The 25,223-nt window shown below is 40.5% G+C and carries 30 protein-coding genes; 16 read left to right on the forward strand and 14 right to left on the reverse strand.

Going from position 1 to position 25,223, the window contains the following annotated elements:
* Positions 1–3: 3 nt before the first annotated feature.
* A complete protein-coding gene (locus JR005_RS02770) occupies positions 4–882 on the reverse strand; it encodes an AEC family transporter (RefSeq protein WP_218665519.1) in 879 nt (292 codons plus the stop codon).
* 151 nt (positions 883–1,033) lie between these two features.
* Between JR005_RS02770 and tatA the strand changes: the two genes are divergently transcribed.
* From tatA to JR005_RS02790, 4 genes are all read left to right on the forward strand, one after another.
* Entirely contained in the window at positions 1,034–1,255 is a 222-nt protein-coding gene (gene tatA, locus JR005_RS02775; protein ID WP_004991333.1) for a Sec-independent protein translocase subunit TatA, read from the forward strand.
* A 12-nt stretch (positions 1,256–1,267) separates the two neighbouring features.
* Positions 1,268–1,717 (forward strand): Sec-independent protein translocase protein TatB, encoded by a 450-nt coding sequence (tatB, locus tag JR005_RS02780; protein ID WP_005001377.1) that lies wholly within the window; start codon positions 1,268–1,270, stop codon positions 1,715–1,717.
* Positions 1,714–2,475 (forward strand): twin-arginine translocase subunit TatC, encoded by a 762-nt coding sequence (gene tatC / locus JR005_RS02785; RefSeq protein WP_004991337.1) that lies wholly within the window; start codon positions 1,714–1,716, stop codon positions 2,473–2,475. Before tatB ends, tatC begins: the two co-directional genes overlap by 4 nt.
* Before the next feature lie 195 nt (positions 2,476–2,670).
* Positions 2,671–4,704 carry a PhoX family protein gene (locus tag JR005_RS02790; protein ID WP_218665520.1) on the forward strand — a complete coding sequence of 678 codons (2,034 nt, stop codon included), beginning with the start codon at positions 2,671–2,673 and terminating at the stop codon, positions 4,702–4,704.
* 31 nt (positions 4,705–4,735) lie between these two features.
* Here the strand turns inward: JR005_RS02790 and JR005_RS02795 are convergent, their stop codons facing one another.
* Positions 4,736–5,521 carry an NRDE family protein gene (locus tag JR005_RS02795; protein WP_218665784.1) on the reverse strand — a complete coding sequence of 262 codons (786 nt, stop codon included), beginning with the start codon at positions 5,519–5,521 and terminating at the stop codon, positions 4,736–4,738.
* A 94-nt stretch (positions 5,522–5,615) separates the two neighbouring features.
* On the opposite strand from JR005_RS02795, the gene lgt reads away from it, so the two are divergent.
* The 8 genes from lgt (at position 5,616) to msrA (ending at position 11,275) form a co-directional block, all read left to right on the forward strand.
* On the forward strand, positions 5,616–6,440 hold the full coding sequence (gene lgt, locus JR005_RS02800; protein ID WP_218665521.1) for a prolipoprotein diacylglyceryl transferase: 825 nt from the start codon (positions 5,616–5,618) through the stop codon (positions 6,438–6,440).
* A gap of 273 nt (positions 6,441–6,713) precedes the next feature.
* Positions 6,714–7,100 carry a hypothetical protein gene (locus JR005_RS02805; protein WP_034699126.1) on the forward strand — a complete coding sequence of 129 codons (387 nt, stop codon included), beginning with the start codon at positions 6,714–6,716 and terminating at the stop codon, positions 7,098–7,100.
* A gap of 1 nt (position 7,101) precedes the next feature.
* The gene (locus JR005_RS02810) at positions 7,102–7,467 is read left to right on the forward strand and encodes a hypothetical protein (RefSeq protein WP_218665522.1); all 366 of its coding nucleotides are present in this window, start codon (positions 7,102–7,104) and stop codon (positions 7,465–7,467) included.
* A gap of 119 nt (positions 7,468–7,586) precedes the next feature.
* Entirely contained in the window at positions 7,587–8,429 is an 843-nt protein-coding gene (gene thyA / locus JR005_RS02815; RefSeq protein WP_119686123.1) for a thymidylate synthase, read from the forward strand.
* A 17-nt stretch (positions 8,430–8,446) separates the two neighbouring features.
* A complete protein-coding gene (locus JR005_RS02820) occupies positions 8,447–8,956 on the forward strand; it encodes a dihydrofolate reductase (RefSeq protein ID WP_004991347.1) in 510 nt (169 codons plus the stop codon).
* A gap of 28 nt (positions 8,957–8,984) precedes the next feature.
* Positions 8,985–10,052: a DUF4105 domain-containing protein gene (locus JR005_RS02825; protein ID WP_218665523.1), complete on the forward strand. Its 1,068-nt coding sequence runs from the start codon at positions 8,985–8,987 to the stop codon at positions 10,050–10,052.
* A 125-nt stretch (positions 10,053–10,177) separates the two neighbouring features.
* Positions 10,178–10,657 carry an META domain-containing protein gene (locus JR005_RS02830; protein ID WP_004993979.1) on the forward strand — a complete coding sequence of 160 codons (480 nt, stop codon included), beginning with the start codon at positions 10,178–10,180 and terminating at the stop codon, positions 10,655–10,657.
* A gap of 93 nt (positions 10,658–10,750) precedes the next feature.
* On the forward strand, positions 10,751–11,275 hold the full coding sequence (msrA, locus tag JR005_RS02835) for a peptide-methionine (S)-S-oxide reductase MsrA (protein WP_151724277.1): 525 nt from the start codon (positions 10,751–10,753) through the stop codon (positions 11,273–11,275).
* Between the two features lie 63 nt (positions 11,276–11,338).
* On the opposite strand, the gene JR005_RS02840 is transcribed toward msrA, so the two are convergent.
* From JR005_RS02840 to JR005_RS02860, 5 genes are all read right to left on the reverse strand, one after another.
* A complete protein-coding gene (locus tag JR005_RS02840; RefSeq protein ID WP_004993982.1) occupies positions 11,339–11,743 on the reverse strand; it encodes an ExbD/TolR family protein in 405 nt (134 codons plus the stop codon).
* Positions 11,743–12,366: a MotA/TolQ/ExbB proton channel family protein gene (locus tag JR005_RS02845; RefSeq protein WP_004991352.1), complete on the reverse strand. Its 624-nt coding sequence runs from the start codon at positions 12,364–12,366 to the stop codon at positions 11,743–11,745. The genes JR005_RS02840 and JR005_RS02845 overlap by 1 nt, the downstream gene beginning before the upstream one ends.
* Before the next feature lie 19 nt (positions 12,367–12,385).
* The gene (locus JR005_RS02850) at positions 12,386–13,168 is read right to left on the reverse strand and encodes an energy transducer TonB family protein (RefSeq protein WP_004991354.1); all 783 of its coding nucleotides are present in this window, start codon (positions 13,166–13,168) and stop codon (positions 12,386–12,388) included.
* Positions 13,169–13,478: 310 nt separating this feature from the next.
* Positions 13,479–14,345 (reverse strand): formyltetrahydrofolate deformylase, encoded by an 867-nt coding sequence (gene purU / locus JR005_RS02855; protein WP_004991356.1) that lies wholly within the window; start codon positions 14,343–14,345, stop codon positions 13,479–13,481.
* Between the two features lie 120 nt (positions 14,346–14,465).
* Positions 14,466–15,155, reverse strand: coding sequence for a TetR/AcrR family transcriptional regulator (locus JR005_RS02860; protein WP_005001360.1), 690 nt, complete (start codon positions 15,153–15,155; stop codon positions 14,466–14,468).
* Between the two features lie 122 nt (positions 15,156–15,277).
* On the opposite strand from JR005_RS02860, the gene JR005_RS02865 reads away from it, so the two are divergent.
* The 4 genes from JR005_RS02865 (at position 15,278) to JR005_RS02880 (ending at position 19,159) form a co-directional block, all read left to right on the forward strand.
* Positions 15,278–16,726, forward strand: a complete 1,449-nt coding sequence (locus JR005_RS02865; protein WP_005001359.1) for a coniferyl aldehyde dehydrogenase — start codon at positions 15,278–15,280, stop codon at positions 16,724–16,726.
* Positions 16,727–16,892: 166 nt separating this feature from the next.
* Positions 16,893–17,129 carry a 50S ribosomal protein L28 gene (gene rpmB, locus JR005_RS02870; RefSeq protein WP_000048256.1) on the forward strand — a complete coding sequence of 79 codons (237 nt, stop codon included), beginning with the start codon at positions 16,893–16,895 and terminating at the stop codon, positions 17,127–17,129.
* 12 nt (positions 17,130–17,141) lie between these two features.
* Positions 17,142–17,297, forward strand: a complete 156-nt coding sequence (gene rpmG, locus JR005_RS02875) for a 50S ribosomal protein L33 (RefSeq protein WP_001205031.1) — start codon at positions 17,142–17,144, stop codon at positions 17,295–17,297.
* Between the two features lie 140 nt (positions 17,298–17,437).
* Positions 17,438–19,159, forward strand: coding sequence for a cation:proton antiporter (locus JR005_RS02880; RefSeq protein ID WP_004993987.1), 1,722 nt, complete (start codon positions 17,438–17,440; stop codon positions 19,157–19,159).
* Between the two features lie 46 nt (positions 19,160–19,205).
* On the opposite strand, the gene JR005_RS02885 is transcribed toward JR005_RS02880, so the two are convergent.
* The 7 genes from JR005_RS02885 to JR005_RS02915 form a co-directional block, all read right to left on the reverse strand.
* Complete coding sequence (locus JR005_RS02885) at positions 19,206–19,484, reverse strand: hypothetical protein (protein WP_004991363.1); 279 nt, start codon at positions 19,482–19,484, stop codon at positions 19,206–19,208.
* A gap of 110 nt (positions 19,485–19,594) precedes the next feature.
* Positions 19,595–20,098, reverse strand: coding sequence for a DUF6586 family protein (locus tag JR005_RS02890; RefSeq protein WP_004991364.1), 504 nt, complete (start codon positions 20,096–20,098; stop codon positions 19,595–19,597).
* 119 nt (positions 20,099–20,217) lie between these two features.
* Positions 20,218–20,457, reverse strand: coding sequence for an RNA recognition motif domain-containing protein (locus JR005_RS02895; protein WP_004991365.1), 240 nt, complete (start codon positions 20,455–20,457; stop codon positions 20,218–20,220).
* Between the two features lie 58 nt (positions 20,458–20,515).
* Positions 20,516–22,486, reverse strand: coding sequence for an ATP-dependent helicase (locus JR005_RS02900; RefSeq protein WP_218665524.1), 1,971 nt, complete (start codon positions 22,484–22,486; stop codon positions 20,516–20,518).
* A 99-nt stretch (positions 22,487–22,585) separates the two neighbouring features.
* Positions 22,586–23,158, reverse strand: coding sequence for an HdeD family acid-resistance protein (locus JR005_RS02905; protein ID WP_218665525.1), 573 nt, complete (start codon positions 23,156–23,158; stop codon positions 22,586–22,588).
* 167 nt (positions 23,159–23,325) lie between these two features.
* Complete coding sequence (locus tag JR005_RS02910; protein ID WP_004991372.1) at positions 23,326–24,252, reverse strand: sensor domain-containing diguanylate cyclase; 927 nt, start codon at positions 24,250–24,252, stop codon at positions 23,326–23,328.
* Positions 24,253–24,468: 216 nt separating this feature from the next.
* Positions 24,469–25,223: hypothetical protein (locus JR005_RS02915; RefSeq protein WP_218665526.1), on the reverse strand; the 755-nt coding region annotated here is incomplete at its 5' end.

Genomic DNA, 25,223 nt, shown 5'->3' on the forward strand with positions numbered 1-25,223 from the left:
GATTTAAAAATAAAAATGCAGCAACATTCCATAAACTGCAATCACCACACAACTGACAATCGTACCCGACGCAATATACTTCGCTGAAACTCCAGTGCCCTGATAATGCGTTTCAAGCGCCACAATATTTGCCGCAGGCGGTAAACAAAACAATAAAAACATGACACCAATATACTGCTGAACATGTGGAATCGCTAGATAGAAATAAGCAATACTACACAATGCTATACCACAAATGATTTTAAGCGCTAAAATCATGCTACTTCGTTTTAAATCATCCACACTGACTTTGGTTCGTCGTAACCACATGCCCAATACACACATTCCTGCAAAGGTCATTCCGATCTTACTGGCACTATAAACGTGATCAATCCAATAGGTTTCTTGGATATTTTGCAGCCCCATCAACCTAAATAATCCAGCTAGAACCAAAGCCACAAAAGGTGGAGATTGCATTACTTTTTTTACAATGATCGATTTTGCTTGCGGCTCCGAAGACACCGCAGTGACTGCCCAAATATTGCCAAAAATAGACCCGCCAATATATAAAGCCACCATAGCAGGACTGATTTGAGTACCAAATAAAGCAATCGCGAATGGAAAACCCAGCCACGCCATATTGACATAGCTAAAGCATAATGCGCCTAACCGATCTTTAAAGCATTGCATAAACAACGCATACAGCAAAACTGCGGAGACGAAACTAAAGAGCATCAGACTTAAACTACCCGTCTGATAAAACACCATATTGTAAATAATCACAATCGGAATAAAGACACGGGCCAATAAGGTCGCAAATGCAGGTTTGAGACCAACAGCGAATTGCGTTTGAGCCAGTATCCATCCAACAACAAAGGCGATCAGTGGGAGAATAAGATTCACAACACGCTCTAAAATAAGGTTTCAATCATCACGTGGAATACTAGCATTTTTCTAAAGCTAAAATTGAATTGTCTTAAAAATGAAATATTTCTGTCACTGCACTGTCACTACAGACTGTTGAAATATCCACAAACTTTTGGAGGATACAAAAATGGCAGGCTTATCGATTTGGCATGTAGTGATTTTCTTGATTGTCGTGGTGCTTTTATTTGGTACCTCAAAACTTAAAAATTTGGGTAAAGATGTGGGTGGTGCAGTCAAAGACTTTAAAAAGTCAATTCGTGAAGACGAAGAAAAGTCTGCGCTTAATCAACCTAAAACGATCGATGCAGATGTGAAAAATTCTGAACCTGTATCATCTGTAAAAGGCTAAGGAACGTCCCTCATGTTGAATATTGGAATGACCGAAATTCTGTGTTTTGCAGTCATCGCCATACTGGTTTTGGGACCTGACAAACTGCCTGAAGCGGCACGTTTTGCAGGGCGGTGGTATGCCAGAATTAAACGTCATATCAGCAATATTCAAAATGAAATTGACCGTGAACTCAAAATTTCTGAATTTCGTAAAGAAATGCAGGATGAGTTAAACCGCATTGAAGCACTCGAACGCAAAGTACAATCTCAACTGGAAGAAATAGAAAAGAGAAAACTTTCCGAATTAGAACAAACGCCTCAAAATCATCAGGAACAACAAAAAATTGTTCGAGTGTATTCATTTATTTCAACCGCAAGCTATGTTCCCTTTAAAAACTGGCAGCAAAAAGAAAAGACGGTTGATGGTCTACACACCACATTGCAACCGACCGCCCCTATTGAACTGAAGATTGCCGTATGAACCAGCTACCCTCAAATACGCTCAATACAGCAGCCGAAACACTTGAGCAAATGCCATTGACCAATCATTTGGTGGTATTACGCAAGCATTTATTTAGAATCGTGGGAGTAACGCTGTTTTTATTTTTTTGCTTACTTCCGTTTCGTAATTATACCTATCAATGGCTATCTGAACCTTTGCGCATGCAGTTGCCTGCATCATCCTCTATGATTGCAACGGATGTTACTGCCACATTTATGGCTCCATTTAAGTTGAATTTATTTGTGGCGATAGTTCTCGCCATGCCGTTTATTTTGTATCAACTCTGGTTATTCATTAAACCTGCACTGTACGCCAGAGAGCGATATTTGGCATTGCCTTTACTTGTGGGCAGTATCGTTTTGTTTTTTGCAGGCATTGCCTTTGCTTATTTCATCACCCTGCCTGCTATTTTACATTTTTTCATTAGCGTTTCACCTGAAACAGTCGCCCCAATGACCGATATCAATAGTTATCTTGAGTTCTGTCTTAAATTATTTCTGGTATTTGGTTTTACTTTTGAAATTCCTATTGTGACTTTACTCCTCATTTTGATTGGCGTGGTGAGCACTCAAAGCCTTGCTGAAAAACGACGTTTTATTATTGTCGGCTGTTTCTTCATTTCCATGTTTATTACTCCACCAGATGCTATTTCGATGGTGATGCTCGCTGTCCCGATGTGGCTATTATTTGAGATGGGATTGTTTTTTGGAAAACTACTAGAAAAACCAGCACATTAAAACTTTAAAATTAAAAACAACAACATCTTTTAAAGCTTGAATATTCAATATATTCAGGCTTTATTTTTATAAAATTAATTATTTGATTTTACAAAAAATATTGTCTTTAAATTGACTTAAAACCGTAAAAAAAATGTCATCTAAGTTGCCTAGAATCAATGCCACAAATATACCCACAAACGTTATGGATTTATTATGACATCGGCAAGCAATCATCCTACCCGTCGTGATTTACTAAAATGGTTCAGCGGAATTCCTTTTTTACCATTGGGGGCAATGGCAACTGCGGCAACATTAGCTGGCTGCAATGACAGTGATAATGACAGCTCTACAACACCAGTTAAACCTGCTAATTTTAAAAATGCAACGTTTACCCCAATGACAGCGCCGACATTGGCTGATCCAGCAGCAATGGCAACCACGTCTGTCGGTTCAAAATTAAGTATCTCTTGGGATGATGGCTCAAAAACAGACTATCAACTTGGATACAGCTCATTTTTTAAAACAGGTGAAAGCGTTCCTGCTTTAAATGGCGGTACGATCGTTGCTGGTGGTTATTTTGATGTCAATGGCAACCCAATCAAAGATACGTCTGTTGCAGGTTCAGAGCGCCAATTTTTCTCTGACTGTCCAGATGGCTCATCTTTGATCCAAATTGAAGGCGCTTCTGTTGCAGGCGTTACCAATCCTGTGTTCCATGTGGTTCAATTTGAATACACGACTAAAAATTTGGCAGGAACCAGCATGTATGGTCAACTGCCATCGCCTATCGCTATTTTGACGCTTGACCAAGATCAAAAAACAGGCCATTTAACGCTTAAAAAATATTTTAACGTGGATATGTCCAAAGTTCATGGCTTGTGGATTACCTGTGGTGCGAGTCTTTCTCCGTGGAATACCCACCTTTCTAGCGAAGAATATGAACCAGATGCATTTAAACAAGGGATTGGTGGCCCAAGTGCAGATGGTATCGGGACATATTATTTTGGCGATGCCTCAAAAGCAAACCCTTATAACTATGGGCATTTACCAGAAATTGTGGTGAATAAAGACGGTTCAGGTACAGCAAAAAAACATTTCTGTTTAGGTCGTATTTCACATGAATTGATTCAAGTGATGCCAGATAATCGTACTGCGATTATGGGCGATGACTATACCAATGGCGGTTTCTTTATGTTCGTGGCAGATAAAGAAAAAGATTTATCTGCGGGAACACTCTATGTCGCCAAATATCTGGATGTATTAACCGAATCAACAACAGCGCGTATTCAATGGATTAAACTGGGATCAACCAACAGTAAAACCATTGAAGATTTGGTTAATGTTCGTGGTATTAAACCTGAAAACATTATGGAAAGTTTAACCACTGATCCAAATGATGCAAGTTATACCCAGATTGTTCTTGCCAAGAAAAAACTTTGGGTCAAACTTAAAGCTGCCAACAACGGCTTTACGGATGCAGAAATTCAACTTGCTGCTGCTTTCCTTGAAACACATCGTTATGCTGCACTCAAAGGTGCAAGTATGGCCTTTACAAAAATGGAAGGCACCACAGTCAATATCAAAGACAAAGTTGGCTATTCTGCACTGGCCAACATTCAAGACTCTATGGTGAAAGGAGCTTCTGGATGGGTTGAAAGCAATAACGTATCCTTTAGCAAAACCATCAAAGCGGGCGGTGTATTGGCGCATGATCTCGCATCAGGTCAAGTGGATAGTACTGGTGCAGTCATCAATAGTAGCTGGGCAGCAAAACAAAGCCATATGCTGATTATGGGTGTTGATACCAGCATGGATAATCTAGGCAATACAGCTGATCCAAACAATATCGCAAGCCCAGATAACCTCAAATATTCAGAAACATTGCGTACGTTGTTTATTGGTGAAGATAGTGGTAATCACCTTAATAACTTCTTGTGGGCATATAATGTCGATACTAAACAGTTGATTCGATTACTTTCAGCACCAGCAGGCGCAGAATCAACAGGTTTACATGCAGTTGATAACGTCAATGGCTGGACATATATCATGAGTAACTTCCAGCATGCGGGCGATGAATGGGATCGTTTCTATAAAGTAGATAGCAAAACAGGTGTACGTACTGGTTTAAGTGAAAATGACCAAAAAGTGCTGACTGATGCCATCAATAAAAACTATAACAATGGCTTTGCTGCATCAGTGGGTTACATTACCGCAGATCCAATCGCACCTTCTGTTGTTAAAAAATAATTTCAGTGATTTCAAACAAAGCTGACTTCGGTCAGCTTTGTTTGTTTAAGGGAATATTCAAATCTATGATTTGATCTTTGAAATCGCCCCACTGTGTTTTTTCTAGCCAATTCCATTGTTGATTTCTCATGTTTAAAAAATTAGAACAACGTGTGCCGTATATAGGGCTTTGAATAAATGTAGACGATAAAAGTTGTTCCATTTCAGGGCTTATTCCAGTTGCGGGTAAAAGCTCAGGAATCACCTTCCGTTCATCCTCTAAAATATCCCACGCTGCATTTTCAATATCATCTTGATTCGCATTGTCTTGCAACATCGGTAAAAACTCTTGTGTAAACCGTTTACGCAGATGCGCTGTTTTTTCCCAATGCTCTGACATTAAACCATTAGAAACGACGTACACACCTTTGGCTAATACTTGTGGGGCTTCCCCGCGATTACTCATATAAACCGCCTGAGCTTGATCTCCCATAAATAAATTAAAACCTGCATATTGTTGCTGTTTTTGCTCAAGCTGTTGGGCAAAACGTATCGGCGTTAAATCAGACAACAAGAAATCTTCGACCAATGCACCTCTCGATGTGTCATACGTTTTTTTATCCTGACCATCACGAAAATTTGTGACAATCGCCCAACGTCCTGAAGCAGTCACGCCCATCCACGTGCCACCTGACTGTAGATCTTGTCCTGCAATAATCGGCATGTTTTCCCACAGATGTAATTGAATCGTGGGGCGTGCATAAAACTCATCCCGATTTGATAATAAGCAGATCGGTGTCTGTTGTAAAACTTGCCAAGCCAATGCGACAATACACATGAATTTTTTCTCGTCATCTTTTACACATTGAATGTACAACATTTTTCTTTTATTCCGTTAAAATCTCACGAAGATAAAAAATCAAGGAATAGGAATGCTGACCTACCCGAATATTGACCCTGTTGCACTGTCGCTCGGGCCATTGAAAGTCCATTGGTATGGGCTAATGTATCTCTTGGCTTTTTTATGCGCTTGGGGACTTGCTTCTTATCGTGCTAAACAACGTGATGGCTGGACAGCCGACATGGTTTCCGATCTTGTGTTCTATGGAGCGCTTGGCGTGGTACTGGGTGGGCGTATTGGCTATGTGCTGTTTTATGAGTTTGGCAAGTTTCTGGCGAACCCAATCTGGCTGTTTCAGGTCTGGACAGGTGGCATGAGTTTTCACGGGGGGTTTATCGGGGTCATGCTTGCCATGATTCTCTGGTGCCGCAAATACCAAAAAACTTGGTTTGAAACACTGGACTTTATTGCGCCCTGTGTTCCGACAGGCTTGATGTTCGGTCGTATTGGTAATTTTATCGGTGGAGAATTATATGGTCGTGCCGTTCAGGATCCGAATTATCCATTTGGCATGATTTTTCCAACAGATCCCTTGCATCTGGTCCGTCATCCATCGCAAATTTATCAAGCCGTCTGTGAAGGTCTTATTCTATTTTTAGTGCTGTGGTGGTTTAGTAGTAAGCCTCGTCCACGCATGGCTGTTTCTGCGTTGTTCCTGATTGGCTATGGCATCGCTCGTTTTAGCATGGAGTTTTTCCGTGAGCCCGACGCTGATCAAGGCTTCATTTTATTGGGCTGGATGACCAAAGGTCAGATTTTAACTGTCCCGATGATTTTGATTGGTCTCTGGATGCTTTGGTACGCTTATCAACGTAAAATTTATGATTGGGGTCCTTTAAAAAATCGTTCAACCTGATTTTTAAAGTCAACCTTATTTTCGGTTTGGTTGCTCATCAAACCGAAAATTCAAAAAATTTTCATCAAGGCAGCGAAACGATACAAAATTATTTAAACAATTTTAAATCTAAGCCGATCACTCTCATTTATAAAATAGTTTTATTTATCAAATACATATAACAAAAAATATTATCAACCCCACCAATCAAAACCCTCTCTTTTTATTGATTCGACCTTCCAGTGATAGATTTGTATGTTACATTTTCAGGGTTTCCATTCTGATCTAATCAATATGCTTGAATTCTGGTTTAGTTCTGATATTTCGCGTTCGAAAAAATTTTTGATTTTGATCATTACGCTACTGATTGCACTTGGCTTATATCGTTATCATCCATTGCCTTTAGACGTGATTTTAATGTTTGCTGGAACGGGTATCATTTTTTTAATCTGTCGCTATTTAAAACAACATTTTGCTCAAAACAATCCAACTGGCTTGCTTTATCGTTTATTGACATGGATTCCAATCGCCCTGTTATTGACTCTTCTTTTTATGAAAACCATGAATAATTTGATGTGGTGGGGTATTCAGGGCATTGCTTTTATGGCACTTGCAGTCTTTGTCTTTTCTCCTCAGTTTTTACTTAAAGCGCCACCGATCAACTCATCGAAAGATCATTAACATGTTAGATTTTTGGTATTCTGAGCGTTGTACCCGTGGTATCAAACTGGGGATTTGCATTGCCACGTGTGTCATCATTTACCTCAGTTCAAACATTGAGAAATTACCAACTCTTTTTGTTGTCATGAGTCTGTTACTTGGAATGATCCATCATTTTTTACAGCAAAAAATAAGATGTCTTCCATCCGATAACCCCTATGCAGAAGGGTTTTCAATCATTGGTTTTGTACTTCCCATTATTGCTCTTATTACCCTCTTTTCTTTTTTGCCTCAGTCACATCAATGGATCTTAGCCATACAGGTCATCGGCTTCAGTGCTTTAGGTTTATTTATCGTTTCGATTTATCAAAATCGCGCACCACGTTAAAACGTGATGAGATCTGCTGTGCTGTTCATTCTGCGTAAAAGCAGTTAAGATTTAGCATCGATTTTTTAATATTTGATCGGTAATGAACCGACCAATATCCATCCAGATTAGAGAGCATCATGCGCGCGTATTTAGATCTTTTACAACATATCCTCGACAATGGCGGTGACAAAGGTGACCGTACAGGGACAGGAACACGTTCAGTATTCGGTCATCAAATGCGTTTTGATTTATCTAAAGGTTTCCCTTTACTCACCACCAAGAAAGTCCATTTCCGTTCGATTGTGATTGAACTCTTATGGTTTTTAAAAGGCGATACCAACGTCCAATATCTCAAAGACAATAAAGTCAGCATTTGGGATGAGTGGTCGACCGCTGAACAAACGGCTCGTTTCGGTCGCCCTGAAGGTGAGCTTGGTCCAGTGTATGGTCATCAATGGCGTAACTTTGGCGCAACTAAAAAAGCAGATGGTAGTTACAACTCTGATGGCTTTGATCAAATCAAATGGCTCATCAATGAAATTAAAACCAATCCAAATTCTCGTCGTCTGATTGTATCTGGTTGGAACCCCAATGAAGCGGGACAGGTTGCATTACCACCCTGCCATACTTTGTTCCAGTTTTTTGTTCAAGATGGCAAACTTTCCTGTCAGCTTTACCAGCGCAGCGCCGATGTATTTTTAGGTGTGCCATTTAACATTGCCAGTTATGCTTTGCTCACCCATATGATTGCGCAAGTCTGTGGATTAGGCGTTGGTGATTTTGTCTGGACAGGCGGTGATACTCATCTCTATGCCAATCATTTTGAACAAGCACAGTTGCAACTTACTCGTGAACCACTGGCGTTATGTCAATTAAAATTAAATCCAGACATTCATGATCTTTTTAATTTTAAATTTGAAGATATTGAGATTGTAGATTATCAATCGCATCCTGCAATTAAAGCCCCTGTCGCAGTATAAGGTTAAGGAATTTCACAATGGCTTTTCAAGACCTAGAAGTGGTCCATGTGGTCGCTATGGATCAGCAACAATGCATTGGTAAAGGCAATGCTTTGCCGTGGCATATTTCCGCTGACTTGAAGCATTTTAAGGAAATTACACAAGGCGGCATCGTGATCATGGGGCGTAAAACCCTTGAATCGATGGGTCGCACCTTGCCCAACCGTGTCAATTGGGTAATTACCCGTGATCCTAGTTGGCACTTTGATGGAACCAAAGTAGCTCATAGTATCGAAGCGGCTTTAATCGGTGCAGCACAAGATGCAAAACAATCCAATCAAACCGCGCTATTCATTATAGGTGGCGGTGAAATTTTTAGTCAGACTCTTGAGATTGCTGATCGTCTGGAACTTACTCATGTTGAACTCGATGTACAGGGAGATGCGCATTACCCTGCCATTCCAGTCAGTTTTAACAAGATAGCCAGTGAACAACATACTGATGACAAAACTGGTATTGCTTTTGAATTCGCAACTTATCATAAATAGTACATAACAATAGAATTAGCGCAAACTTATGCAGCACATTGGAAAAAAAGAATTTTTAACCGCTTTAGGCAAAGGACTGATTCTAACAGCCTTTGGATTATTTATTATTTTTTCCAGTATATGGGTATGCATGGCCATCTGGATTCAGCAACCCTTGGGCTGGCTTTTCAGTCGTGTGCTGATTGGCGTCTGGATCGTTTTTGCCCTAAGTATTTTAGGGATTTATGTCACTCAACACTTGATTAGCCGACGGGTCGATTTGGCGATTTATTTGGTGGCTTTTATTGCGGTACTAATCTGGTACTTTTCAATCCCAGCCTTACAAAATCGTGACTGGAATCCTGAAGTCGCTAAAATTTTATCCTATGAACGTACAGGGAATTTGGTCACCTTGCACAATATTCGCAACTTTGACTGGAAACCTGATGGAAGTTATACCGAACGCTGGGAAACCCGACATCTAAATCTGGATAAAATTAGTGGGGTTAATATTGTAACTTCTTACTGGATGGGTCCACAAATTGCCCATACCTTAGTCAGTTTTAATTTTAGTGATCAAGCCCCTCTGGTCTTTTCTATTGAAATTCGTAAGGAAAAGAACGAGAACTTTTCAGCAGTCGGCGGTTTTTTTAGACAGTTTGAACTGAGTCTGGTTGCAGCGGATGAAAAAGATATTATTTATACACGTAGTAATGTGCGTAAAGAGCAAGTCTATTTATTTCCAATCAAGATGACCAATACACAGGCTAAAGCGCTGTTTAATGAATATTTAAAAACAGTCGATGAACTTCAAAAAGAAGCACGCTGGTATAATACGCTGACCAGTAATTGCACCACACTGGTGTTTGATATGGTGCAAGCCATCAATCCAAATGAATTGCCGAAAGATTATCGTCTAATCGTGTCTGGTTATTTACCCAATTATCTTTATGATTTGAACGTGCTCAGTCATCGCTATACGGTACCTGAGTGGTATCAAATGGCATATATCAATGCACGCGCAACCGAGTACGAAACATTTAAATATAAAAACAGTGCCAACTTTTCCGCGGCCATCCGTGAAGGCTTGCCACAGCCCAATCAACAGGCTCACTAAATTGTGAAGATAATGTGAGAGTACACTAAAAATTAACTACACAATTTCACGTTTTTTCACTGCGTTTTGAGTGTTTTTTTGCTCTTATATCTAGCAATTGCGTCCGTATATAAAGGGTTATTTTCATGCTCAAGCATTGGATAATTTCAACAGGTCTTATTTCTTGCCTGACCATCACAGGTTGTGCCGCTACCACTTCAGCGCCCACTGCATCTGTAGCCAAAGCAACACCCAGCGCCTCATCTCAATCTCAGCAACCTACGCTGTTATATCAGCAACACTGGGTCGCTACCGAAATTAATGGTTTTCAGGTGGAATCTTCTGAAAAAACACCCCAAATCCAGTTTGATTCAAGCTCTAAACGTTTTAGTGGTTCAGATGGCTGCAACCAGATTATGGGCAGTTTTAACACAGCAGATGACCATTTAAGCTTTGGTGAAATCGCAAGTACCAAAATGATGTGTCCAGATGCAAATAGTCTTACCGCCACTCAATATCAACAAGCATTGGCAAAAGTTACGAGTTATCGTGCCAGTTCACAACTACTGGTCTTATTTGATCAAAATGGACAAACCCTCATTGCCTTTAAAAAGGCAGATACATAAACGCATGATTCAGACCAATACATTTAATTTTATGAATAAATTGTGCTAACACTATAGTATTAAGTGATGAGCAATAAAGAAAGGGATCAGGATATGCAGCAAGCTTTATTTGGTGGAGGATGCTTTTGGTGTACCGAAGCGGTATTTTTGCAAATTCAGGGTGTCATTAAAGTCGTTAGCGGTTATGCAGGTGGAGACATTCCCAACCCTAGCTACGAAGCTGTGTGTACGGGGCAAACCCAGCATGCAGAAGTGATTTTAATTGACTTCGATGAACAACAGGTTAGCTATACACAATTGCTTCATGTGTTTTTTGCCACACATGATCCAACTACACTGAATCGTCAAGGAAATGATGTTGGCACTCAATATCGCTCTGTTATTTATTATTTTGATGAAACCCAGAAACAGCAAGCTGAGCAATTTATTGCAGAGTTAAAGCAGGAAGGTATCGATATTGTTACCGAACTCAGTCCTGTACCAACTTTCTATCCAGCAGAAGATTATCATCAAAACTTTTATGCCAAAAATCCGTCACAGGGCTATTGTAACTTTGCAATCCCGCCCAAGCTGTCAAAGCTTAGAGGAAAGTTTCAAGATTTACTAAAAACTGAGTGAATAAAATTTTGAGATAAAAAAAGCAACTCACCTGAGTTGCTTTTTTTACAGCATGACTAAAAATCAGTTTTCGCTCACAAAGGCAATATCACTGAGTCCGGCTTCACTCGCACGTGACATAACTTGCGCCACCGTATCATAACGTGATTCTTTATCTGCACGTAATTGAACAGTTGGCTTTTGAGCGGATTGACCTGCTTCATTAAAACGTTTTTGTAGTTCATCCAGCGTAATGCTTTCTTGTCCCCACGCGATATCACCATTAGCGTTGATGCTAATCGTAATCGGTTTATCGGGAGGTGGCTGAATTTCAGCCGTTGTTTTTGGTAGCGTTAATGGCACTGATGGGTTGGCGACCGTCGCGGTGACAAGGAAAATGATCATCAATACCAACATAATGTCAATTAACGGAATGAGGTTCATCTCATTCATGCCACTGTCGTGGTCTTCACCCAATTGAAAAGCCATTAAGCCTGACCTCCAACATAGCTTTGTGAAGTTGCTTTCACGTCTGCTTTTGCTTCTGTAGAGTCTTGTAATAACATGGTGTCGATCAACAAGCTATGTGCCTGATCCTGTAAATCATGCGCTAAACCACGATTAAAACGCACACAAATGTTGTAAGCCAGTACCGCTGGGATCGCAACAGCCAAACCCAAACCCGTCATAATCAATGCTTCACCGACTGGGGTGGCAACCTGAGCCAAACCTGCCTGACCACTTTTACCGACGGCAACCAAAGCATGGAAAATACCCCATACTGTACCAAACAAGCCAACGAAAGGTGCAATCGAAGCAATAGTACCCAAAACTGCCACACCTTTTTCTGCATTAGATTTTTCAGCAGAAATTTGACGTAGTAACGCTTGTTCCGCTACCGCCTTACGCTGATCAAATGGCAAATGTATAAATTTTGCTTTTAAGCTAGATAATGCTTTAGACAGTTGAGCATAAGCTTGTTGTTTTAATTGGCGGGTTCCCATCAAACGCAAGATGAAAATCGTCCAGGTTGCAATCGACATTGCCAAAAGCACAAAATACAGTGTTTTGCTGACTGCATCTGCATGTTGCCAATAAACTGAAAAGTTCATACTCGAACTCCTGAAAATGTTAGCCGTTAGGATTCAATGTTAATTCAAATGGTTGTTCTGCCCGAATTGGGTAAGCCACACCATTTTCTTTATACGGTTTGAATTTTGCACTGCGCACTGCGCGTAAAATCTTGTCATCAAGTGACGCAACACCACTACTACGCGTCACACGCGCATTGGTGATTTTGCCACTTTCATCTGCTTCAATCATGACCACTACAGTGCGGGTTTCGCCTTGTAGATCACGATTAGTATATGAAGGACGTGGAGAGCGACTCCACTGTACACCTGACCCCCCAATCGATACGCTTTTTGGCGATGGATCGCGCTGCGGTTCTGCCGCAGGCTGAGGAGCAGGTTTTGCCTTTTCAACCACTTTTTCAGTCACTGTCGTGGTGGTCGTTAATGGTTTCATGTCAACCTTAGGTTCAGCTTTAACGACCTCTTTAGGGGTTTCTGCTTTTTTTACCTGCTGCACTTTTTCCACTTTTTTTGGTGGTGGTGCAACTTTTTCTACCACCTTGACCTCTTTCACCTCTTTTTTCGGTTTTGGCTGTTCTTTCTTCGGTTCAGCCTTTGGCTTAGGAGGTAATGGAGGTGGCGCCTGAATTTTAACAAACCGAACGTTTAACGGTTGTTTCTCAATCGGTTTGAGCTCAGGAGTTTTAAGATGACTCACCGCCCATAACACTCCCGCATGACCAATCACAACCGCAACCAGTGCAGCGATGACCTTTTTTTTCATCGGATGAGGAGAATTCGGAGGAGTAGAATTCAAAGTTATTGCAGGAGATTGACTCATGTGAATCTAATTACCTTGTTGAAAACCAAATGTCCGTAACAATATGTTGGAACGATTTAGCTCATCGGTTCAAACAATTAAAGTAACGCAATAATAAATGAGAAGTGTTTTCATTTGCAACCGTTATTTTATAGAACTGTAACTACCACAATAAAATTATTTATATTTCATATAGATAAATTATAAATTTAAGTATAGAAAATTTCTTCATAAATTTAAATCGTGATCGGAAATAATTATTATGATATATCATAACACTTACTCTGGATAAAAAAGCATGCGCTTTGGCATGCTTAAATCTACGACTTAATTATTGAAACACTACCGTCTTATTTCCATCGACAATAATACGGTCTTCCAGATGCCATTTAACAGCTCTTGCCAAGACATTACGTTCCACATCCTGTCCAAGTTCGCGCAACTGTTCTACAGTAAAATCATGGCTCACGCGTTCTACGTCTTGTTCAATGATCGGTCCTTGATCCAAATCAGCCGTCACATAATGTGCCGTTGCACCAATCAATTTAACGCCTTTTTCATAAGCTTGTTTATATGGATTTGCACCCACAAATGCTGGAAGGAAGGAATGATGGATATTAATCACTTTCATTTCCCAATGTCTTACAAACTCTTCATCCAGAATTTGCATATAACGCGCTAACACTAATAAATCATTGCCTTGCATGAGTTCATCAATTTGCGCATATGCTTCGCGTTTATTTTCTTTATTCACAGGTACAACTTCGAATGGAATACCAAAGTTTTCCACCGCTTCACGTAAATCTTCGTGATTTGACACCACTTTAGTAATTTCACAAGCCAGACCACCGCGGGCATGTCGCCATAAGAGCTCAAGTAGGGCATGATCCACTTTAGAAACTAAAATCCCGACTTTTTTCAGTTCATTGACAAAGGCCAAACGCCATTGCATGTTGTAGCGCTCAGCGACGTTTGCCGCAAAAGTCTGAATCAATGTATCTTTACGGCTTTGTAAATGCTCCAGCTCAAATTCCACACGCATAAAATAACGTCCGCCCTGAGCTTCTGTGGCGTATTGATCAAGTGCGGTAATATTTGCTCCCTGATGATACAAAAAGCTCGATACAGCTTGCACGATGCCCGGTTTGTCTTCACAGGTGATAAGTAAACGTGCTGTATTGGCGGTGGTCGTGTTCATTTGATTAATATCACTTATAAGTCAATTTTAAAAAATAAGCCGAGTATTCTAGCGCTTTTTTGCAAGAGACTGAAACAGTTTCAATTGACAAGATTGAACCCATCCTTGCAACGCCCTAAATTACTGGTTTTTTGCAGATAAACTTGCAAACAGCTCTGAACTACCAAAACTTTCAAGTAAGCTTTCATAGGTTTGACGGCTTTCCCCCATCAAATATGGTCCTTCTAAAAACACCATCTGACGCAAGGCTTGCCAAATCCATTTTTCTTCTAGGTGACTACTGTCACTGATATGTCCTGACATATAAAGGAAATTGGTCCAGTTGGTTAACACGATCCACAGATTAATGACCAATGCTTCAATTTCTGAATTGGTCATTTTCATCAGACCTGCATCCACAAATGCCTGATAGATTTTTTGTCCCTGCTGCATCACCTTGCCTGCGAATCGCGGATAAATCTTTTTGAAGTCATCATTACTTTCAACTAAATGATAAACATCGCGATGCAAAAAACGATAAGCCCAAAGCTGATTACTCAAGACCTGAAAATAACGGATTTTATCATTGGCATTGACCAGACGGTCATCTGGCAATGCCAGCATCTTTAATGTTTCATGCTGGTACTGTTCTGCCAGTTCTTTAATGATTTCCTGTTTATTGCGGAAGTGATAATACAGATTGCCAGGACTGATCCCAAGCTCGGCAGCAATATGATTGGTGGTCACTGAGCGTTCACCGCGCTCATTGAATAATTGCAAACTGATTTGCAAAATACGATCTTTGGTTTTGACTGTTTTACTGAGAGACATTATTTAATAACCGTACCTAAATTCAAAAAGTTAAAACGCGGACACATAAACCAGCTTGACTATTTAGAGTATTTACTCTAAAAATTACTATATATCGCAAATTTTAGTTATGGAAGCGTGTCATGAACAGTCAAACAAAAACAATGTCGATGACTCCTCATTCATTTAATGTCCAACATCTCAAAGAGATTTTGGAACATCAAAAGCTAGCATACCAGCGTTATCCTGTTCCAACAGCAAAAGATCGTATTGATAGATTAGCCCGACTCAAACAGGTTTTAGTCAAATATCAGGATCAGATGGTTGAAGCCATTAATGCCGATTATGGTAATCGTTCTGTAGGCGAAACCAAAATTGGCGAGTTACTCACTTGTATTGAACAGGTAGGATATTATAGCAAGCATTTGACCGAATGGATGAAGCCATCCAAACGTCATGTCAGTCTGATTCACCAACCCGCCAAAGCTTGGGTTCAATATCAACCGCTCGGTGTTGTGGGTATTATTGCACCTTGGAACTACCCTTTACTCCTTTCTGTCGGGCCACTCATCTGTGCACTGGCAGCGGGTAATCATGCCATGATCAAAATTTCAAGTGCCTCGGCGCACTTTGGACAAGTCTTGGAAAACGCGCTTTCTGAAGCCTTTCCGCAAGAACTTGTAACAGTGATTAATGGGGGGGGTGCAATTTCTGATGCTTTTAGCCATTTGCCTTTCGACAAAATTATTTTCACTGGCTCAACCAGTGTGGGTAAAACTGTGATGGCGGCGGCGGCTGAAAATCTAGTTCCAGTGATCTTAGAGCTCGGTGGAAAATCTCCTGCCATTATCCACCCATCCATGGACATGAAAGATGCCGCACAACGTCTCGCTGTTGGAAAACTCTGGAATGCAGGTCAAACCTGTGTTGCACCAGACTATTTATTTTTACCCAAAGGTCGTGCAGCCGAGTTTATTGAAAACTTTAAAACTATTGTGAAAGGGATGTATCCTTATTATCATGATAATCAAGACTATACGTCGATTATCAATGATAAACAGTATAATCGTTTGCAAAACTATCTGGAAGATGCCCGCACTCAAGGTGCCCGAATCATTGAAATTAATCCAGAACAAGAACAGCTAGAAGATGTTCGTAAAATTGCACCTACCTTATTAACAGGTGTAACCACAGAAATGGAGATCATGAAAAATGAGATCTTTGGTCCAATTTTACCGATCTTTGAATATGATCATATCGAGGATGTGATTGAGTTTATTAATCGCCGTCCTCGCCCACTTGCGCTATACTATTTCGACTTTGATCAATCACGTGCCGATTATGTCGCCGAACGTACACATTCGGGACATTTTGGTCAAAATACCGTGTTAACTCACGTTGCGCAGGACGACCTTCCTTTTGGTGGTGTCGGTGCATCTGGAATGGGTAAATATCACGGTCCAGAAGGTTTTTTCAATCTGTCTCATGGACGGTCAATGATGTCGAATCCTAAGCTGTATAGCTTAAAATATATTCTGCCACCATTTAATAAGCCGATTCACAGATTACTTTACAAAACGCTTCTACGTTAGGATGATCAAGGCATGATCTATCACACCAGATCATGCTGCGTTTTTACCAAATTCGCTTGTCTTTTAATCGTATTTTTGGTATAAAACGCCCCTTGAATAAATTCAATCTGTTTATTTGTATGACTGGCCACAGATTTGCTGTTGGCTAAATCAATGGAGTTCCACCATGTCTAAGGTTTGCCAAGTTACCGGCAAGCGTCCAGTCGTTGGTAACAACGTCTCACACGCCAACAACAAAACCAAGCGCCGGTTCGAGCCGAACCTGCACCACCACCGTTTCTGGTTAGAAAGCGAAAAACGTTTTGTACGTCTTCGTTTAACCACTAAAGGTATGCGTATTATCGACAAATTGGGCATTGAAAAGGTTGTTGCTGATCTTCGTGCTCAAGGCCAAAAGATCTAAGGAGTCCTTGCAATGCGTGACAAGATTCGCCTAGTTTCTTCAGCTGGTACAGGTTATTTCTACACTACCACTAAGAACAAACGTACTATGCCGGAAAAAATGGAAATCAAAAAATTTGATCCAAAAATCCGTCAACACGTCATCTTCAAAGAAGCTAAAATCAAATAATTTTAGATTCTTTAAAAAACGACTTCAAATGAAGTCGTTTTTTTTTGCATTCTTTTTACGCAGCTTGTTAAACTTTTCATCATTTTAAGATTGGCATTAATTATGCTTATTTACTTTACTTCAAGCTTAAGGAGTACCGAGTGCCACATGACGTAGATCTGATTATATTACTCGCTGTCGGATTTGGTATTGCCCTGATTTTTGGTTATATCGCCGCACGTCTACGCCTTCCTCCATTGATTGGTTATCTCATCGCGGGCATTATCATCAGTCCCAATACACCTGGTATCGTGGCAGATATGGCACTCGCCAATCAGCTTGCTGAACTTGGTGTGATGTTTCTCATGTTTGGTGTGGGAATGCATTTTTCCCTGAGTGACTTACTTCAGGTACGTCGTATTGCGCTACCAGGTGCGATTTTGCAGATTGCTGTAGCGACTTTGCTTGGTGTGGGGGTTTCCATGTGGTGGGGCTGGAGTTTTGGCTCAGCCCTCGTGTTTGGTTTGAGTCTTTCTTGTGCAAGTACCGTGGTATTACTCAAGGCTTTAGGCGATCGTGGTTTATTAGATTCAGTCAATGGCAAAATTGCCGTTGGCTGGCTGCTGGTCGAAGACTTGGTGATGGTACTCGTATTGGTGTTATTACCTGCCACAGCCGTCTTACTGGGCGGCAAACCATTAGCACATGCCGCAACGGATCAGAGTATATGGATCACATTAGGCATTACCTTACTTAAAGTGGCTGGCTTTATTGCCTTTATGCTGATTATTGGTAAACGTCTCGTACCGATGATTATGCAATTCGTGGCGCGCTTAGGTTCACGTGAGTTATTCACGCTTACCGTTGTTGCCGCAGCGGTATCCATCGCCTATGGCTCTTATGCCATTTTTGGGGTTTCCATGGCACTGGGAGCGTTCTTTGCAGGAATGGTGGTTAAAGAGTCTGATTTTAGTCATCGGGCTGAAGAAGAAACACTACCTTTACGTGAAATTTTTTCAATTCTGTTTTTCGTCTCTGTCGGCATGCTCTTTGACCCACGGATTTTGGTCGAACAACCCTTACATATTTTGGCGGTAATCGCGATTATTATGGTCGGGAAAACACTGGCGGCTATGGCACTGGTGTTATTCTTCCGTTATCCGATTAATACAGCTCTGACTGTTGGCGCGAGTTTGGCTCAAATTGGTGAGTTTTCTTTTATTTTGGCTACCCTCGGTGTCTCATTAGGATTACTAACACTAGATGCACAAAACCTGATTTTAGCAGGCGCTCTATTTTCCATTACGCTGAATTCATTTGTTTTTTCAGCCATTGAACCCATTCAGCGCTGGATCCGTGAACGTTCACATTTAGCACGTTTACTGGAACGTAGTGGCGATCCATTGGCCATGTTGCCAGATGAAGTCGATCAAGACTATTTACGTGATCAGGTGGTCATGGTGGGTTATGGTGAGGTTGGGCGACGAATCACCAAAACCTTGATGGAACAGGATATTCGTGTGGTGATCGCAGAAGAAAATCGTGAAATAGTCGAAAATCTGCGTAAGAAAGGCATTCCAGCGGTAAGTGGTGAAGCCACGGAGCCAAGTGTGTTGATTCAGGCACATATCATGCATGCGCGGTTATTGGTATTATCACCCATGGATATTATTGATATTCATCGCATTGTTGATATTGCCAAACAACTGAATCCTCGAATTGAAGTGCTTTGCTGTGCCGAAAGTCATGAAGAAGCTGAGGTCATTCGGCAGGATAATGTCGGATTAGTGTTCTATGCCAAAGAAGAAATGGCGAAGAATATGAGTCAGCATATTTTGCATCAAATTGAATTGGCACATCATACAACTACCAGCAACCATTAAAGCTGATCAAAACAACCAAAAAAAAGCGTACTCTGGGTACGCTTTTTTAGCTTAAATGTTGGGGTTGTTCATCCACTACCTCAGCCTGCCATTGATTCATTTGTTTTTCCAACAAACCAAATAACGCAGCCTGAATCATATGCTGGGCAACCATAGGAGTTTGGTCTCCAAGAAGTGCTTTGACTTCATCATTAAACTGAATCTTAACCAAAGGTTCCTGTTCTGAATCAGCATTTCGCAGTGCCAATTCACCACCTTCAAGTTGAACCAGTTCCAGAATGGCTTCCTGGCTACCAAATAATTCTTTCAACTGTTGAATAGACATAAATCCTCCATGTTCAACATGGTGGCAAAGAGCAACTGCACTTTGCGCTATATGAGATTTATATATAGGAACTCTTGTAGCAGATTTCAAGTTCTCTATAGGAATTGGGATTAAAATTCCACCATTTCATTGCGAAAGCCATCAATCAAATGACTTAATTCACGATGCCATTCGCGTAGAATTTTGACATCAGGCAACCATGATTGCGGGCCTTGCGTGACTTTGATGATCAAGTGTGAAGACGTTTCTTCTTCTGGCGTTGGCTCAGTGGGTTCAGGTGCGTATTGACACATCCGATAAGCGCGTTTAAGTTCAGCAATAAAGCCATCTTTCGCGAGTTGCTGAAGAACAAGGACTTCTGGTGAAACCTGTCCTTTCTCTGCCATTTTATCTTCAATTGACTTTAGGGTCGGTTGCATATCTGTTAAGCGATAGTAACGTACTAGCTCCTGTAAAAAAGCCAGCACTGCACCGTGTAAATGAAACACTGCGGTTTCTCGATACGCTTGTGCCTGTTGTACGTGTTCAATTTGCTCGGCTTGTTGACACGCCAGACGTGCAAAATACAACTTTTGATTGGTACGATCGGCATGATAACGAGCAACACGAGACATGATTTTTCCTTAACTGAACTCAACGAATGCTATACATTAGCTTAACTGGATATGGGGCAATTCGACAACTTTTTCAAATCGAAAAGACATGCGCCAAACAATAAAAATTTAAAAAATTATCAGGTCTCTGCTGCTTTGACTCGAATCCCAGCACCCTTAACTTTAAAGGTATTCAAACCCTTGATTGCTTTAATCGCTTCACGCGCATGTGGCATTTCTACAAAACCAAAACCTTTGGATTTACCTGAGGCTGGATCTAGGACCAATACACAGGACTCTACTTGCCCAAAAGGTTGAAACAACTCGAGCAGTTCCTGTTCAGTAATGGAACGTTCGAGATTACGGACGAGGATTTTCATGATTTAACCTTTTAGACAGCGTGAATTACGCATTGAAATTTTGAATATATGAAACAGTTTAATCGAGATCGATCCCAAAACTAAATCGTTTCTGCCGAACTTGCGTTTTTTGTGGAAATCTAGGAACGATTTGATGAATTTCTGCCTTTACCAGTGTTTGCGGTAAATCATTCAGAAAATAACTCTCAATTTTACGACCTTGTTCATCGTATTGATCTTGTGCCCACGTATTATAGTTTTGCTTGGTAATAATCAACTCATTTTCAGCACGGGTTAGAGCAACATAAAGGACACGGCGCTCTTCTTCTACTTCGTCAAAATCGCCCTGCGCCCGCGCATGCGGATAAGAGTTGGGAGAAACATGCGGTACATAACAAACTTTCTGTTCAGCGCCTTTGGCTGAATGAATGGTAATGATCGTCACCAAGTCCTGATCACCTGCGCGTTCAATTTCAGACACAGAAATTGGTTCTAACACATATTCTTCCAAAAATTCGGACAATGCACCGTGCTTACGTCCCAATTGCTTGACCAGATCAAAATCTTTGACGCGACGCGACCAATCCTGTGTTTTATAGTTTTGCTCTAACTGCTCAGATAAGGCCTCCAATGCCAACGCAATTGAAGCTTCAACATGTTGTTGCAGTACATCCAGTTGTTTTAAAATTAAAATTGCCGATGTTGCTACTTTACCGTGACGCTCCAAGCGTTCACAGCGGGCTTCAATATCTGGCAAGGCAATAAGTTCATGCGCCAGTTTACTGGCTCCTACATCACCGACACCGTTCCAAAGCGTTAAAAACCGCATCCAAGCGATATCATCTTGTGGATTAATCACCACTCGTAGCATACTCAAAACGTCTTTGACATGCGCCGATTCAAGCAGTTTTACACCACCAATGAAACGATAGGGAATATTGCTAGAGATAAAAGCCCCTTCGAGATAACGCGCTGAAAAGCCAGAGCGAACTAGCAGCATATGCTCATTCCAGTTTACACCCTGCTGTTGACGTGCCATCAAGTCCTGAGCAATCCAGTTGGCTTCTTCAAATTCATTATTGAAAATATGCAACTGTGGCTTTAAACCATGGCCACGATGCGCTTTGAGTTGTTTATCATAGTGAATCGGACTATCTGCCAAAAGCCAGTTAGAAATATCCAGAATTTCCTGCGTAGAACGATAATTTTCTTCAAGCGTTAGCACTTGAGCATCTGGAATACGTTCCTTAAAATGATGAATATTTTCAAAATCTGCACCGCGAAATCCATAAATTGACTGCGCATCATCGCCTACACAGAATAAGCTGACATGCTCAATCAAAGGTTGCAAAATGGCCCATTGCAGCGGATTGGTATCCTGCATTTCATCAACCAGAAGCACTTTGCAAAATTTAGCAACCCACTGCACCAGTTCAGGTGAGTTTTGCAGATTCACCGCCACGATCGCCAAAATATCGTCATAATCCAGAAAATGGCGTTCCTGTTTACGCGCTTCATAGGCCTGCATCAACTCTGCAATCTGAGCTTTGTGCTCCATTGCTTCAGGCAGTTGTTTGATTAAAGCATCGGATAGTTTTGATTGGGTATTACGTGCATAAGAATACACATCACAAAGCTGCGCTGCTTTGGGTAAGACATTGTCTTTATCTTTACCACGCAGTAACCGAAACATCAGCATTTGATCATCCCGATCAATAATCGTGAAATGTCCAAGTCCAAAAGCTTGCGGATTACGGCGCAATAAGTACATGCAAAAAGTATGAAATGTTGAAGCGCGCAGCCCTTTTGCAGGTGCGCCCAAATGCTGCTCGACACGAGTCACAATTTCACTGGCGGCACGTCGGGTAAAGGTCAAAATCTGGATTTGATCGGCCGCTGTACCTGTATGAATTAAATGAGCAGCTCTTGCAACGATCGTTTTGGTTTTACCACAGCCAGCACCTGCCAATATCAGACAATGCTGTGCATCCGTCGTAGCGGCACGATACTGTTGAGGATTTAACTCACCAATTAACTGCTCAAAACTCATAAGACCAAATATAAAACCAAATATAAAAAAGAATAGACCCTAGTGTAGCAGAGTCTATTCTTTTGCGGTGAAACCTGTTTTTTTAGGCTTTGATCAAACTTAAGAGGTTGTAGTTGAGCTATGCGGCAAATGTTTTATCGCAGAAGCTAAACTCAAATAATTAATCCCTTGAAATAGAATATCTACTGCCAAAAACAAACCAAGCACCCAAAATGGCGCATCAGGCGAAGTCAAAATAATAACCCCGGTAATAAATGTTAAAATACCTGAAATCAACGTCCATCCCCACCCTGCTACAGGTTTGATGACAAAGGCATTAATAAAACGAAAAATACCAGCGACAATTAAAGCGAAAGCCAATAAATTAGTCAGGATGACGGCTGTTGTGATGGGCGCTTTAAAAATATAATAGCCAGCAACAAAATACAGTATCCCAAATAATGCCCATAACCAACTGCCAATCCCTTTAAATAATTTAAATCCTGCAACGATATGAATCACACCACCAATCATGATGAGTACGCCAAATAAATAAACCACTGAAAGCGTTGCTAATACCAATGATCCAAATAGAATAATGCCAAATATAATCAGCATGATACCGCATGCTATATACCATTTTCTTTGTTGCTGTAATTCTTCTGTAATTATATCGTTACCAACAGTTTTCATATTTTTACTCTCTTATTTATCATGAATGTATCGTATTATATTGTATGATTATTAGTCAGAATTCTGTATAAAATATGCATCTACTTTGATATTTTATATTATTCTTACATTTGATATTTTATATTATTCTTACACATGAAAACTTTCTCTGCAAATCGGTTCACATATTACTGAATATATTGCACCTGATTACGTCCTTGAGATTTCGCCAAATACAGCAGTTCGTCTGCCGACTTTAAAAAAGTCGTCGCATCCAAATAGTTTTTTTCTGTATCCAGTGTATTTACACCAATACTCACCGTAACTTTGGAAAAAATATTTTCTGCTTTACTTGGAATATTCAGCTCAAAAATCTGACAACGACATTTTTCAGCCATTTGAATCGCATCTTGTAAGCAGGTTTCAGGTAGAAGAATCACAAACTCCTCTCCACCAAAGCGCGCTACGAAATCAGAAGCACGGCTAAACATATTCCTCAACTGACCTGCAATCGTGATAAGGCACACATCGCCCTGAAGATGGCCATAACGATCATTATAATCCTTAAAAAAATCGACATCGATAAACAAGACTGACAAAGGACGCTGGTAACGGAGTGAACGGCTAAATTCATATTCAATTTGTTCACTTAAGGCTTTGCGATTAGCAACACCTGTCAATGCATCTAGTAATAGCAACTGCTGATTTTTTTGATTCAGTGATTCTAGTTCCAGCTCCAATTTTTTACGTTCAGAAATATCGAACATAAAACCAATAATCGCGACAGTTTCCCCTTCCTCTATCTCGGCATAAACCACATCCCGAATCCAGATGTAGTCACCACTTGGCGTTAACGCGCGATAATCTGCTTCATGATCTGTCCCCTGATTGGAGAGATTGACACAATAAGATACCGTTTTTTCACGGTCTTCTTCATGAATGCGATCTATCCAGTCCTGTGCAGTTTTCCAACTATCTTGAGGCCATCCCAAAACGCTTTCAATTTGTGGCCCAATATAGCTGAACTCTTTGGTTCGCCAATCAATTTTCCACGGGATAGCACGGGTGGATTCCAATAAGGTTTTATAAAATTGATAGTCTTGACAATCGATCATATCTGCCCCCGATGTCTGTTTTGAAAATGGATGATTCTTGGTTAAATATATGGATATTGATTTTGTTTTAAATGTGATTTAGATCACAAGTTATTTATTTATTCAAATTATCAGTCTTTCAGTATAAATGTCAATATCTATTTAAAAACATCAATTTATGTAAAAATAAAATGAAAAATAATGTTTTTAATCTTTTAATTAGACGAAGACTTACATCTATTTTAACCACCCTACTTCCTGAGCAGTTAAATGATTCAATATGGTTTGGTTTAAGTGTTCAGGCATTTTATTTTCATGATCTGAAACAGGAATTTTCCCCGCCATCAGTTCAGCCTGTTTTTGCGGATAGCGAGGTTGCTGTTCAGGCTTGGCATAACCGATTGGATAAATCGGTTGCCCTGTTTGTAAATCGTACTTATCTGTTGCTCCAAATGCATGTAGTAATTCATGTGTCAGGACAATATTATTTTGTGAATCTTGTTTTTTTGATGCAAATAAATTAACTGATCCAATTCGACCTTTTTCCAAAGCAGTGGAATGCTTAAGTTGATTGATGTATTGAGGATCATAATAGTTCAGATATAAGGTCACAGATGCATGCTGATCTTCAGATTTTCGTTGTCGCCACGCATAAAACCTAAATTTGAGACTCCACCACATTACGTTTAAAATGGGTGATTCTTCGGGAACTCGTGGTGGTTTGGCAGTTAAGGTTCGCCCTAGTTTCATGATCACGAAAATGGGCTGTCGATAATTGGCAGACTGTTGTTCTAAATAGCTTTTTACTTCGACAAACTGGCTCAACTGGAGGTGTTGGATATATTGTGATGTAGAGGCGTGACCATCTGCATTCACTGGATGCAATAACACCACAATTGGCCGATTCCAGTTTTGATTCTGATCACGCCAGTTATTGATTAGCACCACCAATAAAATCAAGAGTAAGATTGCGATACGAATATTTTTCCAAA

This window comes from Acinetobacter sp. Colony158, assembly GCF_019264745.1.
Classification (GTDB): Bacteria; Pseudomonadota; Gammaproteobacteria; order Pseudomonadales; family Moraxellaceae; genus Acinetobacter; species Acinetobacter ursingii.

What these genes read in the sequence shown, in the direction of transcription:
- tatA (WP_004991333.1), top strand. Translation starts at nt 1,034, where the DNA reads ATGGCAGGCTTATCGATTTGGCATGTAGTGATTTTCTTGATTGTCGTG.
- tatB (WP_005001377.1), top strand. Translation starts at nt 1,268, where the DNA reads ATGTTGAATATTGGAATGACCGAAATTCTGTGTTTTGCAGTCATCGCC.
- tatC (WP_004991337.1), top strand. Translation starts at nt 1,714, where the DNA reads ATGAACCAGCTACCCTCAAATACGCTCAATACAGCAGCCGAAACACTT.
- JR005_RS02790 (WP_218665520.1), top strand. Translation starts at nt 2,671, where the DNA reads ATGACATCGGCAAGCAATCATCCTACCCGTCGTGATTTACTAAAATGG.
- JR005_RS02795 (WP_218665784.1), bottom strand. Translation starts at nt 5,521, where the DNA reads ATGTGTATTGTCGCATTGGCTTGGCAAGTTTTACAACAGACACCGATC.
- lgt (WP_218665521.1), top strand. Translation starts at nt 5,616, where the DNA reads ATGCTGACCTACCCGAATATTGACCCTGTTGCACTGTCGCTCGGGCCA.
- JR005_RS02805 (WP_034699126.1), top strand. Translation starts at nt 6,714, where the DNA reads ATGCTTGAATTCTGGTTTAGTTCTGATATTTCGCGTTCGAAAAAATTT.
- JR005_RS02810 (WP_218665522.1), top strand. Translation starts at nt 7,102, where the DNA reads ATGTTAGATTTTTGGTATTCTGAGCGTTGTACCCGTGGTATCAAACTG.
- thyA (WP_119686123.1), top strand. Translation starts at nt 7,587, where the DNA reads ATGCGCGCGTATTTAGATCTTTTACAACATATCCTCGACAATGGCGGT.
- JR005_RS02820 (WP_004991347.1), top strand. Translation starts at nt 8,447, where the DNA reads ATGGCTTTTCAAGACCTAGAAGTGGTCCATGTGGTCGCTATGGATCAG.
- JR005_RS02825 (WP_218665523.1), top strand. Translation starts at nt 8,985, where the DNA reads ATGCAGCACATTGGAAAAAAAGAATTTTTAACCGCTTTAGGCAAAGGA.
- JR005_RS02830 (WP_004993979.1), top strand. Translation starts at nt 10,178, where the DNA reads ATGCTCAAGCATTGGATAATTTCAACAGGTCTTATTTCTTGCCTGACC.
- msrA (WP_151724277.1), top strand. Translation starts at nt 10,751, where the DNA reads ATGCAGCAAGCTTTATTTGGTGGAGGATGCTTTTGGTGTACCGAAGCG.
- JR005_RS02840 (WP_004993982.1), bottom strand. Translation starts at nt 11,743, where the DNA reads ATGGCTTTTCAATTGGGTGAAGACCACGACAGTGGCATGAATGAGATG.
- JR005_RS02845 (WP_004991352.1), bottom strand. Translation starts at nt 12,366, where the DNA reads ATGAACTTTTCAGTTTATTGGCAACATGCAGATGCAGTCAGCAAAACA.
- JR005_RS02850 (WP_004991354.1), bottom strand. Translation starts at nt 13,168, where the DNA reads ATGAGTCAATCTCCTGCAATAACTTTGAATTCTACTCCTCCGAATTCT.
- purU (WP_004991356.1), bottom strand. Translation starts at nt 14,345, where the DNA reads ATGAACACGACCACCGCCAATACAGCACGTTTACTTATCACCTGTGAA.
- JR005_RS02860 (WP_005001360.1), bottom strand. Translation starts at nt 15,155, where the DNA reads ATGTCTCTCAGTAAAACAGTCAAAACCAAAGATCGTATTTTGCAAATC.
- JR005_RS02865 (WP_005001359.1), top strand. Translation starts at nt 15,278, where the DNA reads ATGAACAGTCAAACAAAAACAATGTCGATGACTCCTCATTCATTTAAT.
- rpmB (WP_000048256.1), top strand. Translation starts at nt 16,893, where the DNA reads ATGTCTAAGGTTTGCCAAGTTACCGGCAAGCGTCCAGTCGTTGGTAAC.
- rpmG (WP_001205031.1), top strand. Translation starts at nt 17,142, where the DNA reads ATGCGTGACAAGATTCGCCTAGTTTCTTCAGCTGGTACAGGTTATTTC.
- JR005_RS02885 (WP_004991363.1), bottom strand. Translation starts at nt 19,484, where the DNA reads ATGTCTATTCAACAGTTGAAAGAATTATTTGGTAGCCAGGAAGCCATT.
- JR005_RS02890 (WP_004991364.1), bottom strand. Translation starts at nt 20,098, where the DNA reads ATGTCTCGTGTTGCTCGTTATCATGCCGATCGTACCAATCAAAAGTTG.
- JR005_RS02895 (WP_004991365.1), bottom strand. Translation starts at nt 20,457, where the DNA reads ATGAAAATCCTCGTCCGTAATCTCGAACGTTCCATTACTGAACAGGAA.
- JR005_RS02900 (WP_218665524.1), bottom strand. Translation starts at nt 22,486, where the DNA reads ATGAGTTTTGAGCAGTTAATTGGTGAGTTAAATCCTCAACAGTATCGT.
- JR005_RS02905 (WP_218665525.1), bottom strand. Translation starts at nt 23,158, where the DNA reads ATGAAAACTGTTGGTAACGATATAATTACAGAAGAATTACAGCAACAA.
- JR005_RS02910 (WP_004991372.1), bottom strand. Translation starts at nt 24,252, where the DNA reads ATGATCGATTGTCAAGACTATCAATTTTATAAAACCTTATTGGAATCC.